The sequence below is a fragment of the Paenibacillus antri genome (assembly GCF_005765165.1).
Classification (GTDB): Bacteria; Bacillota; Bacilli; order Paenibacillales; family YIM-B00363; genus Paenibacillus_AE; species Paenibacillus_AE antri.
Genome location: NZ_VCIW01000006.1, coordinates 300,574 through 311,894, shown reverse-complemented (window position 1 = coordinate 311,894; position 11,321 = coordinate 300,574). Strand labels below are relative to the sequence as shown.

At 57.2% G+C, this 11,321-nt stretch carries 10 protein-coding genes; 3 read left to right on the top strand and 7 right to left on the bottom strand.

The genetic code is table 11. The features are described from left to right. The 4 genes from FE782_RS32280 to FE782_RS12480 form a co-directional block, all read right to left on the bottom strand. A partial coding sequence (locus FE782_RS32280) for an InlB B-repeat-containing protein (protein ID WP_162388354.1) occupies positions 1 to 1,624 on the bottom strand: 1,624 nt, incomplete at its 3' end. 1,251 nt (positions 1,625 to 2,875) lie between these two features. Further along, entirely contained in the window at positions 2,876 to 3,157 is a 282-nt protein-coding gene (locus tag FE782_RS12490; RefSeq protein WP_138194410.1) for a hypothetical protein, read from the bottom strand. A gap of 139 nt (positions 3,158 to 3,296) precedes the next feature. Next, positions 3,297 to 4,436 carry a response regulator gene (locus tag FE782_RS12485; RefSeq protein WP_138194409.1) on the bottom strand — a complete coding sequence of 380 codons (1,140 nt, stop codon included), beginning with the start codon at positions 4,434 to 4,436 and terminating at the stop codon, positions 3,297 to 3,299. After that, positions 4,433 to 7,531 (bottom strand): hybrid sensor histidine kinase/response regulator, encoded by a 3,099-nt coding sequence (locus FE782_RS12480; protein ID WP_158299367.1) that lies wholly within the window; start codon positions 7,529 to 7,531, stop codon positions 4,433 to 4,435. Before FE782_RS12480 ends, FE782_RS12485 begins: the two co-directional genes overlap by 4 nt. Positions 7,532 to 7,777: 246 nt before the next feature. On the opposite strand from FE782_RS12480, the gene FE782_RS12475 reads away from it, so the two are divergent. The 3 genes from FE782_RS12475 to FE782_RS12465 are packed head-to-tail and all read left to right on the top strand — an operon-like array spanning position 7,778 to position 9,168. Beyond that, a complete protein-coding gene (locus FE782_RS12475; RefSeq protein ID WP_138194407.1) occupies positions 7,778 to 8,224 on the top strand; it encodes a MarR family winged helix-turn-helix transcriptional regulator in 447 nt (148 codons plus the stop codon). Further along, positions 8,221 to 8,535, top strand: a complete 315-nt coding sequence (locus FE782_RS12470; RefSeq protein WP_138194406.1) for a hypothetical protein — start codon at positions 8,221 to 8,223, stop codon at positions 8,533 to 8,535. Before FE782_RS12475 ends, FE782_RS12470 begins: the two co-directional genes overlap by 4 nt. A gap of 9 nt (positions 8,536 to 8,544) precedes the next feature. Then, positions 8,545 to 9,168 carry a class I SAM-dependent methyltransferase gene (locus FE782_RS12465; RefSeq protein ID WP_138194405.1) on the top strand — a complete coding sequence of 208 codons (624 nt, stop codon included), beginning with the start codon at positions 8,545 to 8,547 and terminating at the stop codon, positions 9,166 to 9,168. Here the strand turns inward: FE782_RS12465 and FE782_RS12460 are convergent. The 3 genes from FE782_RS12460 to FE782_RS12450 form a co-directional block, all read right to left on the bottom strand. Next, positions 9,124 to 9,858 (bottom strand): Bax inhibitor-1/YccA family protein, encoded by a 735-nt coding sequence (locus FE782_RS12460; protein WP_439116433.1) that lies wholly within the window; start codon positions 9,856 to 9,858, stop codon positions 9,124 to 9,126. The genes FE782_RS12465 and FE782_RS12460 overlap by 45 nt on opposite strands. Before the next feature lie 244 nt (positions 9,859 to 10,102). Further along, complete coding sequence (locus tag FE782_RS12455; RefSeq protein WP_138194404.1) at positions 10,103 to 10,492, bottom strand: MmcQ/YjbR family DNA-binding protein; 390 nt, start codon at positions 10,490 to 10,492, stop codon at positions 10,103 to 10,105. Between the two features lie 18 nt (positions 10,493 to 10,510). Next, the gene (locus FE782_RS12450; RefSeq protein ID WP_138194403.1) at positions 10,511 to 11,182 is read right to left on the bottom strand and encodes a YdeI/OmpD-associated family protein; all 672 of its coding nucleotides are present in this window, start codon (positions 11,180 to 11,182) and stop codon (positions 10,511 to 10,513) included. Positions 11,183 to 11,321 lie beyond the last annotated feature (139 nt).

Here is an 11,321-nt window from a genome sequence, read left to right as displayed (position 1 = left end):
ACTTCGCATACAACGTAAGGTCTGCGGCTCCGATCGGCGACGCGAAATCGTACGCCGCCGTCAAGTCCGCATCGGTATACCACCCGGCGAACGTGTATCCCGTCTTCGTCGGCGCTGCCGGCTCCGTCGCCGTGCTGCCATAGTCGATCGGCTGATTCGACACCGGCGTACCGCCCCCGCTATCGAAGCTGACCGTATATTGGTTCACCGTCCACTTCGCATACAGCGTCGCGTCCGAGGCTCCGACCGTATACGTTGAGCCCGCCGCATAATCCGTGCCGCCGCCGTTCGCCGCCGTATTCCAGCCTGCGAACGTATGGCCCGTCTTCGCTAAATCGCCGGCGTTCCCCGGCACCGTCACGCTCGATCCAAACTCGTATTCGCCCCTGGACGGCGCGCTCCCGGACGTCTCGCCGTTGCCGTCGTACGTCAACTCGTAGCTGTTGATCGTCCACTGCGCGTATAACGTGACATCCGCCGCGCCGATCGGGAACGTATCCGACGCATCATAGACCGTGCCGCTCCCGTTCGCTTCCGTATTCCAGCCCGCGAACGTGTATCCCGTCTTCGCCAACCCTCCGGCGTTCCCCGACACCGCGACGACGGTATTATACTCGTGGCTGCCGCCCGACGGCGCGCTGCCGGACGTCGCGCCGTTGCCGTCGTACGTTACCGTGTAGCTGTTGATCGTCCACTTCGCGTACAACGTCACATTCGCCGCGCCCATCGTGAACGAAGCCGACTCGGCATAGTTCGTTCCGCTGCCGTCCGCCGACGTGTTCCAGCCTGCGAACGAATATCCCGTCTTCGCCAATGCGCCCGAGTTGCCAGGCACTGTAACGGAGGAATTATAGCTATGGCTGCCGTTCGAAGGCACGCTGCCGCTTTCATTCCCATTGCCGTTGTAGGTAATCGTATAGCTGTTGACGTCCCACTTCGCATACAGCGTGAAGTTCGCGGCTCCGATCGGAGTCGAGAAATTGTACGCCGTCGTTAAGCCGGCATCGGTATACCACCCCGCGAACGTATGGCCTGTCTTCGTCGGGTTCGCAGGCTGGGCAACCGCGGCGCCGTAATTGATCGTCTGATTCGAGACCGGCGATCCGCCGTCGGTATTGAAGGTTACCGTGTATTGGTTGATCGTCCACTTGGCGTATAATGTCGCAGGAGCGGCACCGATCGTATACGTGCTCCCTGCCGCGTAGTTCGTCCCGCTTCCGTTCGCCGCCGTATTCCATCCCGCGAACGTATATCCCGTCCTGACCATACTTCCCGCGCCAGGAAGCGTAATGACGGAATTGTACGGGTAGCTTCCCCCGGCCGGCGCAGCGCCGGAAGTTGCGCCATTACTGTCGTATGTTACCGCATAGTTATTGACCGTCCACTTCGCATACAGCCTTACACCGGTCGCGCCTACGTTGACTGAGTCTCCCGGGGCGTAACTCGTCCCGTTTCCGTCCGCCGCCGTATTCCATCCCGCGAACGTATAGCCCGTCTTTGCCAGATTGCCGCTGTTCCCCAGCACCGTAGCATTGGCATTTTTGTCATAGCCGCTCCCGTCTGTCGGTACAGCCCCGCCGGTACTGCCGTTGCCGTCATAAGAAACGGTAAACTTAAGCTTCATCAAGGTAACCTTAGAACCGTTTGCAGCATCCTTATATAGAACATAAGGGATACCGTCGTAAACATCTAAAGATACTAATTCGGTCGCACCTGCAGAAAACCCGGGAGCCCCGACCGTTTCCCAACCGCTTCCATTGTACTTCATTACCGTAGCTTTTAATGAATTTGCCCCATCCCTGAATGCTATATAAGGGGTACCATTATCAACAAACAATGATGGATAATCCGCTGAATTTGCCGAAAATCCGGCACTGCCTACCGTCTCCCAGCCGCTGCCGTTATACTTCTGCACAGTGGCCTTCCTGCCGTTCGAAAAATCCGTATAAGCGACGTAAGGGATGCCCTCATCGATATATAGCGGAGTAAAATCGGCCCGGCCCGGCGTAAATCCGGCGCTTCCAACCGTCTCCCAGCTGCTTCCATTGTACTTCATTACCGTAGCTTTCGATGAATTTGCCACATCCTGATAAGAGACATAAGGGGTCCCGTTGTCCACCTTTAACGATGTGCCATAGACTTCTCCTGCCGAAAAACCGGCGCTTCCTACGGTTTCCCAGCTGCTTCCATTATATTTCATCACCGAGGCCTTGCTTGCATTTCCATAATCCTTATATGAAACATAAGGAGTGCCGTTATCCACATATAGCGAAATAAACTCAGAATAATTTGCCGAAAATCCGGCGCTGCCGACCGGTACCCAGCTGCTTCCATTAAACAATTGCACGGTAACCTTACTGGAATTAAATCCATCCCTGTAAGCGACGTAAGGTGTCCCGTTATACACATACACCGATGTGTATCCGGCAGTAGCCCAAGAAGCAGGCATGATAGGGCTCCCTACCGTCTCCCAGCTGCTCCCGTTATACTTTTTCACCGTCACCGTGTTGACATTTCCTTCAACATAAGCGACGTAGGGAGTGCCGTTATACACAAATAACGAAGGATCATAGGCTTCGCCTGCTGAAAATCCGGCGCCGCCTACCGGTTCCCATATGACTTCATCCGCGAAAGCATCGCCCGTTCCGATCAGAAATAGTCCGCAGCCGGCGCCAAGCGCGACGACGGCGGCCAACGCGTATTTTCGGATCCTTTTCCAAACCAGCTTCATCATTGTCCCTCCGTTACTAAACCTATTGATCTTGTCGATCGTAACAAACCCCTATGACCGCACACTGAAATGTAAGCGCTTCATGTAAGGTTATCCGATTTTTCGTAAAAAAAGAGCCCGCCTCAGCCGAGACGGAGCCCTTCCTTACAGATTGATCGCCACGACCGGAACCACGACGAGGGCGATCCAAAGCATCGGAACCAGATTGAAAATGACGGCGGCGCGTTTGCGCTTGATTCGATTCCTCCAGGCCAGGATCGAACAGACGATGACCGCGATCGGGTACAACCCAATGCCTCCCGTCAGCGCGACGGCGAACCAGCTGAAGCCGCTGTCGAAGCCCATAAACGAGATTCCCCATATCAAAAACCAGGGAGCCAAACACAAGACGTACAAAATCTGGCTGGAAATGAAAAAAGCTTTCATCGGATCGATTCCCCTTCGTATTTATCAGCTTCTTTAGCCTCCTGTAGACTCTTCTAGAGCATACAGGAGGAAACTCGCCGCAAAATGAAAAGAAAGCGCTCCATGTCAGGTTCGGTCGGCTTTGCTTAGCGAGGACGGATCAAAAATAAGAGGCAGGGTTCGCGGACAGTCGGGAGAAGTCCAAGACGGACGGTTCGTCGGACTCCCTCTCCTCAAGCAGATCCTGGATCATCGCATCGTAACGCTTCGCGTCTTCTTCCCTTCCCATAAGCAGCAGGAGCGCGATCATCTTCGCATGAAGCCGCTCCTCCAGCGGCTGCAGCCGAACCGCCTTCTGCATCGGACCGAGGGCGATGTCGTACCTGCCCGATCGGACGTAAGCATCGATCATGGCCTCCAGCAATTCCGAAAATTTCATCTCCAGCTCCGCTTGGCGGGGGGCCGCCCAGCCGTAGCCGCTGCCGGCCAAGTAGCCGTCGCCGTACAGCCGGATCGCCCGCAGCACCGGCGTCAGGGACGAGGTCCGCCGATACTCCCGGAAGGCGAGCTCGAACTCGGCCGCGTCGTCGTCGATCGGGCCGGGCCAGCGAAGCCCGTAGCTGCCGCCCGCCGTCTTCGCTTGTTCGATGACGTCGACGAGCCCGAATGCCTCTAGATCCTTCCGCAACTGATACACCGTCGTGTGCAGATTGACCTGCGACCGCTCTTCGTCGCCGCCGGGCCACAGCTCCTCCATAATGCTGGCTTTGCCGACCGGTTTGCCCCCATGTTCATGCAAGTAAGCGAGCAGCTCCCTGCTCTTCGAATTGCGGAACCGGATCGGCGCATCCTGCCCGGTTATAACGGAGAAAGGTCCGAAGCTGCGGACGGACACGCTGCGCGCGCCGGCCGCCTCGGCCGCACCCGAATGGCCGATACGCTTCTCGCAGCGGCTCAGCGTTCGGGCCAGATGCTCCTCCGTCATCGGCTTCAGTAAGTAATCGAGCGCCTCGACGTCGAAGGCGTCGCGGGCGAATTCCTCGTACGCGGTTATAAAAACAATATTCACTTCCGGACGGATGCCTCGAAGCCGACGGGCCAACTCCAATCCGTGAAGTCCCGGCATCTCCATGTCTAGCAGCGCCAGATCGAACGACTCCGGCGACGTGAGGGCGAACTCCAGAAACTTCTTAGGGCTGTCGTACAAACCGCACACCTCGACGCGGTCGAACGCTTCCAGCAGCTTGCCTAATCTACGCAAAGCGGGCTTCTCGTCGTCGACGGCGATGACGCGAATCATGCTCGTCCTCCTTTCCCTGCGTACAACGGAATGCGGAACGAGACGACGGTTCCCGCTCCGACGGCGCTCTCGACGTCGAGCCCTCGCCCATACAACCGAAGCAGGCGCTGATGAATGTTCCGCAGCCCGACGCCTCCCGCTTCCTCGCGTTCCTGCAAGAGGACGGCCTGCGCCGGCAGCGGCATGCCCGGTCCGTCGTCGCTGACGGAGACGACGGCCTCTCCCTCTTGGATCCGGACGGCGATCGTCACCGTCCCGCCGTCCTCGTTGCGGGTCGCTCCGTGCCTTACGGCATTTTCCACCAGCGGCTGCAGCGTCGTCGGCGGAATTTGAAAGCTTGCCTCTTCCTCGACTTCATACCGAATGCGCAGCCGATCGCCGAACCGCGCTTGTTCGATTTGCAAATACGCCTCCGTCAGCTCCAATTCCTTGCGCAGCGGCACCAGCCCCTCCCTGTTCTTAAAGTCGAAGCTGCCGCGGAGGTACCGGCTCAGATGAAGCAGCAGGTCATGCGTCGTCTGCGGTTCGTCCAGGGAGAGCGAGACGATCGTATTCAAAGCGTTATATAGAAAATGGGGCTTGATTTGCGCCTGCAGAAACGCCAACTCCGAACGGACCGCCTCCTCGGCGGAGCGTTTCATTTCCAGAAGCGAGCGAGCCCTCGCTTTCAGCTCATGAGGATGGAACGGCTTCGTCACGAAGTCGTTCGCGCCGGCCTCGAAGCCGAGCATGAGATCCTCGGGTTCTCTTCGTACCGTCGTCAACAGCACCGGCAGCTCCGCAAGCGCGAACTTCCGGCGAATTTCCCGGCAAGTTTCGTATCCCGTAAGACCGGGCATCATGACGTCCAGAATGACGAGGCCGATGTGCCCGCTGCCTCCCTCCAGGACGCTCAACGCTTCCCGGCCGCTGCTCGCGGTCATGATTTCGTACGGCTCGTCCGCCAATGCGGCCATCACGACCCGCAAGTTGACCGGGTCGTCGTCGACCGCCAATATCGCAGCCTTCCGTCGGCCCGGGTTCGGATCGGAGGCGGCGGCGATCTCCTTGCCGGTGCGCTTCGCGTCGGTTTGAGCCGGAGCGAAGCGTCCCTCCGCCCGAACCGTCTCGCTCTCTTCCGCGCCGCCGGCGAGCGCGACCGGGATCGTAAACGTGAAGGTCGAGCCGCTGCCCGCTTCCGAAGCGACTTCGATCTGTCCGCCATGCAGCTCGACGAGCCGTTTCGCGATGCCGAGCCCGAGTCCGACCCCGCCGTATTCGTTCGCTGCCGGCCCCCCCGCCTTTTCGAACGCTTCGAAAATGACCCCCAGCTTCTCCTCCGGAATGCCGATGCCGGTATCGATGATCGAGACGCGCAGCCGGTTTCCGTCTCTTCGGGCGGTAACGATCACTTCCCCCTCGGGCGTAAATTTGATGGCGTTGCCGATCAGATTGTACAGGATCTGGATCAGCCGGCTTTCGTCGGCTATCACGGAGGGGAGCGATTCCGGCCACTCCAGCCGAAGCGAGACCGGCTTCTCCCCGATATAATGGCGGAAAATGTCCTGCTGCGCCGAGAGAACGGCGCGGAGATCGACAGGCTTCAGCTGAAGCTGGATCCCCTTGTTTTTCAGCAAAGACAGGTCGAGAATGTCGTTGATCAGGTTGGACATGCGGCGAGCGACCGACACGACGACGTCCAGTTGCTCCCGCTGCTCCGCGTTTAACGGCCCGGCTTTCCCTTCCGACAACGCCATGGACAAGTTCATGATGCCGTGCAGCGGCGTCTTCAGCTCATGCGACGTATTGGCCAGAAACTCGTCCTTGAGCCGGTTCATGGCGACCAATTCGTCCGTCATCGTTTCGATCGTTCGATAGGCATTCGAAAATCTCCGGGCGAGCTCCATCGCTTCGATGAAGACGAGCAGAATGAACCCGTACAGTACGAGCTGCACATCGGTCCAGAATAGGTATCCGTTGCTGTATGCGATGTCGTGAATGGCCGTCGCGACGAAGACGAGCCAACCGGACAGCTGCAGCAGCGCGCCGCCGCGGCCTCTCCAATACGCCAAACCGAAGCCGTAGAGAATATAAAGCAGGGCGAGCACCGACGTCGCCTTGAAGTAAACGATCCAGCCCGTGTACAGCTCGGCCGGGAACGCGGCGATCGTACCGAGAAAGACGCAGCCGACCCAGACGAGCAGCTTCCCGAACCGAGCGGAGAACTCTTTCGGGTACAGTCGGCGCACGAACAGCAGCGCCATCGTCACCCCGCCGTAATACGTCAAATATTCCAGAAAAATGATCGTCCGAATATCCGTCTGCGGAAATACGTCGACGATATACATCCCGCCGACGACCCATTGGCGGATCGCCCCGAGCAAGCAGCAGACGCCGAAATAGAGCGTCGAGCGCTCCTTGTGTCGAAGCAAATAGACGGCGATCTGATACAAGCCGAGCAGCGCGCAGCCGCCGAATACCGCCATATCGATGATGCGGTCCCGTTCGATGCCGTTCAGCATCTGCTTTTCGGTGCCTAACGTCAAGCCGAACCAGATGCCGCCCCGCGGATAAAGCTCGTTGGCGACCTGAAGGATGAGATCGAAGTCTCGGTTCGAGGGCTCGAAGCGAACGGTCTGCGGCACATACGCGGACTTCGTCTGCGATCGGTCGGCCGAAACATGCCCCGCTTCCGCGATGACCCGTCCGTCGACGATCATTCGATACGCCGGCGCGATCGCCGGGATATGGATGCCGAGCGAGCCGGTATCCCCTGTCGTCAGCACCTTCAGCCGGTAGGTCGCAACCCCTCGCCCCGGCAACCCGAGGCGGGTCCACTCGCCGGGCACTTCCGCGAACCGATCCGGCCGCGCCGCGTCGGCATAGTTCCATTCCTCAGCCGTCAGCAGACGGTCCCACCGGAAGTCCCAGCTTCCGTTCAATCGAATCGGTCCGTCCCGCTCGAAGCTCCAGTCTCTTAGGTCGAGCGCGCCTTCGACCGCCCGAGGCTGAGCCGCGCCGCTCGGCGCGCCGACGAACGGCAGAACGAACGCGGCTATAAATACAAGAAGCAGCATCGCCGACACCGCGAGCCGAACTCGTCGTTTTCGATCCATAGTCGCATCACCGTCCGGCATCCGATTGGCGTTCAAATCGTCTATTGCAGTTTCCCTTATCATATCTCAGCGCCCCGTAGCGTGCTATAACGATAATGTAGCGCGGAAGCATGGCCGTAGACTGAAAAGAAAGCGTTACATGTCAGGTATCTCTTAAGGAAATTGCGACGATTGTACCGAGTTGCATTTCTCTATTGTGTGTATCATACAACTGTTGTATGATACACGTTATAGGAGAGTGAATATATGGAAACGCAAGACATTTTGCAACTTCGTTTATCCATCCAACGCTTTATTCGATTATTCGGGTTTCTCGAACAGAACGTGACGCCCTGCGGCTTCCCTCTATCCGTTTCGCAGGTGATCGCGCTCCAAGAACTTGAGCACGACAAATTGACGCTGACGGAGGTAACGGAAAGAGTGCAATTAGAACGTTCATCCGTAAGCCGCCTAGTCGACCAATTAGTGAAAGAAGGCTTTCTGAACCGCGAACCGAACAAGGAGAACCGACGGGAAGTGCTCCTATCGCTGACCCCGAGAGGAACCAATGCGCTCCATAAGGTACGGGAGCAATCCGTGTCGTTTTACCGGCAAGTATTGCAGCACATTTCGGAACCGGACCATGGAAAGATTCTTGAGGCGTTCCAATTACTCAACGACGCTTTGCGAAAAGAAAGAGGCGAATCGAAATGAGCAAAAGCAAACATCCCGTCGTTTCCCCGATCGTTTCGATGCTGCTTTCCGCGCTCGCCTCCTCCCACCATTGGCTCCATATGACGGTCTTATTCATACTCGGCAACGCCGCGAATACAATGTCAACGATGCAAAACATGCTTTGGCTGCGCAGGTCGATGATCGTCATGACGCTGATCATCGTCGTCTTCACGGCCTATCGCCTGATCAAACATCACTGTACGAATAAGATCGTGATTACGATCAATGTTATTTCGATTCTTGTTTCTTTGGGATTTGTTTTGTATACCTTACTCGCGTTCGGATGGTAGGTGATCGGGATGGAATTTAGAAAAGCTTTAAGCGGCTCCTCGTGGGAAAAGGTAAAGAACCGACAGCTGCTTCGATTTCCGTTGGTTCATGAATGGATTGAAGCCGCGGGTATCGAAAACGGGGATACGGTGTTGGATATCGGCCCCGGGCCGGGCGTCTTTACCGTACACTATGCGAAAGTCGTCGGCGAACAAGGCAAAATCATCGCGATCGAAAAATCGGAGGACGCGGCGGCGTATCTCATCGCGGAGCTGCAAAACCAATCGATCCATCATGTGGACGTCCGAATCGGCGATGCCGAACAACGAGTACACGTCGATAACGACGACATCGACGTCGTCATGCTTACGGATGTGCTTCATCATGCGGAACACCCTTTTCAAATCCTGAAGAACCTCCGAAATATCACACACGCAAAGCCCATAAAGCTTTTCATCTCGGAATTCGACCCCGAGGCGGAGGGCCGGATCGGTCCTCCGCTCGTCCATCGCATTCATGCGGAAACGATTCAAACCTGGGCTACGGAATTGAATTTCGGCATGCTTGCGCACGGAAAACAATATTCCGAGCATTATTATATGCTTCTCTCAATCCCGGCTGCGCAGCTTCGCGAGCAGGCGAAGGATTTCTAAGTACAACCAGATCAGCGTGACGACAAGCCCGAAGGCGCCGTACCATTCCATATGCTTCGGCAAGCCGTTCCGCGCCCCCGACTCGATAAAGTCGAAGTCCAACACAAGATTCAAAGCGGCGATGACCACGATGAACAGCGATATGCCGATGCCGACCCAACCATTTTCGTGGAGGAAAGGAACGGCGACGCCGAAAAGCCCGAGGACGAAGCTGAGCAGATACATAATGAAAATGCCCGCGGTCGCGGCGAATACGCCGAGCTTGAAATTTTGCGTCGCCCGGATGAGCCTCGTCTTGTACGCGAGCAGCAACGCGACGAACACCGCCACCGTCAGCAGCACCGCCTGAAGCGTAATGCCTCGGTACAACGATTCGTAATGCGCGGACAACCCGCCTACGAAAATTCCCTCCGCCGCGGCGTATACCGGAGCAAGGAACGGAGCGGTTCGATGAGCGAAGGCGATAATCAACGCCAGCACGAGGCCGACGATCGCGCTGCCGATCGCGAGCGGGAACACCTCTTGGCCCTCGAAATATCGGTTCCACGTCACCATCGCGCCCGCGGACAGGATGACTAACAGAATGAAAGCCTTATTCACCGTACCGTCCAGCGTCATTGTCGCATGCCCGTATGCCTTGCCTCCGCGTTCGAATGCCCGATCGTTCAATACCGGATTGCCGCTGCGCATCCCGCATATCTCCTTTGACCTACGATTTTGGAAAGAGTATATCACGCTTTCGCCGCTCTATTCTTCTTGCGGCGCTGATGCTCGGCGCGATCCACGCGCATCTATTCAGAGCGAAGCATAAGCCTTACATGGCGGCGAATGCATTCGCGATGCTTTGTCTCTCCGTGTCGCTGATCGCGATTCGATAGTTGTTTGGGGACGAAAAAGAAGCGTTCATTCCGATCGGGAATCACGCTTCTCTTCGTTATCGCTGCTTGCCGAACATCTCCAACGCTTGCTTCGCCGCCGTTTTCGGCGCAGCCTTCAAATAGGCTTCCCGCAGCAGATCCGGCAGCTCGTCCCAGTCGGGCTCCCCCTTCGGATCGATCGACACCCAGCCGTGCTGCCCGATGTAGGGCGTCTTGACGTATTTGCCCTCCTGCTGCAGCAGCAGTCGCTGTTGCTCCTTATCGGACTTGAACGACAGGCTGACGGCGTCCTCCCGATCGCTGCCGTCGCCCATCATAACGTACGTCTTGCCCCGCACCTTGAATACCGTGTGCCCGAAGCCGTCGATCGACTCCGTCGTCTCCGGCAGCGGCGCGCATACCGCGCGCACCCGCTCCAGCAGCTCCAATCCTCGCTCCGTTTTCATACGCGAATTCCTCCCGTGTTATGGCTCTCTTCTGCGATATAGGTTCAAACTCTTAAAGCCTGCCTTCAGGATGTCCTTCATTTCTTCCCGCCGTTTTGCCCGGGTGTCTTCCTGCACGGCGCTATAGACGTACCGAGCCCAATCCTTCCGATATCCCGGCGTCAGCGACTGGAAGAAGGCGAGGGTCGACGGGTCGTCTTGCAGATCCTTTTCCACATCCGGAATCATGGCCTCATAATCGTCTACGGATTGACTCGGCTTCGTCGACGGGCGCCGCTTCGCCTTCGGCTCCCGCTTGAACCCGACGACCGTAAACACCTCGTCCAAGCCGACCATCCGGGCGAACTTCAAGTCGCTCGATCCCACGTACCCGTCCTCGTCCGCGCCTACCCCCTCGAACAAGCTGTCGCGATGAATGTACGTCGGGTATACGTTGTTCCCCTTCTTCGGGTACGCCGCGTACAAGTAACCGCCCGCCTGCAGACGGTCGTTCTCGATGACGTCCCCCACGAGAATCTGTAATGCTTCCATATCGAGGGTATAGGCGAAAATGAGATCGTACTGCGCCTCTTGCAGCTCCGTATCGTACGACTCCAACTCCGCCAGCTGGTCTTCTCCCTCCGGCCGGTGCAGTACGGCTGCCTTTTTGTGTTTGCGCAGATTTAGTTTATCGACGATCGTTTTGGACATGGGCGGGACTCCTTTTTCAGTTAGCTAGACTTCTGTAACGGCTTTCTCGGCATGTCCGAGCACCTTCCTATGTTCCTCCGATTCCGGGGGATCGTTGGATATGGAATTTCCCGACGACCTGAATTCCTTAAGGATACAT

What these genes read in the sequence shown, in the direction of transcription:
- FE782_RS12480 (WP_158299367.1), bottom strand. Translation starts at nt 7,531, where the DNA reads ATGGATCGAAAACGACGAGTTCGGCTCGCGGTGTCGGCGATGCTGCTT.
- FE782_RS12470 (WP_138194406.1), top strand. Translation starts at nt 8,221, where the DNA reads ATGAGCAAAAGCAAACATCCCGTCGTTTCCCCGATCGTTTCGATGCTG.
- FE782_RS12465 (WP_138194405.1), top strand. Translation starts at nt 8,545, where the DNA reads ATGGAATTTAGAAAAGCTTTAAGCGGCTCCTCGTGGGAAAAGGTAAAG.
- FE782_RS12490 (WP_138194410.1), bottom strand. Translation starts at nt 3,157, where the DNA reads ATGAAAGCTTTTTTCATTTCCAGCCAGATTTTGTACGTCTTGTGTTTG.
- FE782_RS12485 (WP_138194409.1), bottom strand. Translation starts at nt 4,436, where the DNA reads ATGATTCGCGTCATCGCCGTCGACGACGAGAAGCCCGCTTTGCGTAGA.
- FE782_RS12450 (WP_138194403.1), bottom strand. Translation starts at nt 11,182, where the DNA reads ATGTCCAAAACGATCGTCGATAAACTAAATCTGCGCAAACACAAAAAG.
- FE782_RS12455 (WP_138194404.1), bottom strand. Translation starts at nt 10,492, where the DNA reads ATGAAAACGGAGCGAGGATTGGAGCTGCTGGAGCGGGTGCGCGCGGTA.
- FE782_RS12475 (WP_138194407.1), top strand. Translation starts at nt 7,778, where the DNA reads ATGGAAACGCAAGACATTTTGCAACTTCGTTTATCCATCCAACGCTTT.
- FE782_RS12460 (WP_439116433.1), bottom strand. Translation starts at nt 9,858, where the DNA reads ATGCGCAGCGGCAATCCGGTATTGAACGATCGGGCATTCGAACGCGGA.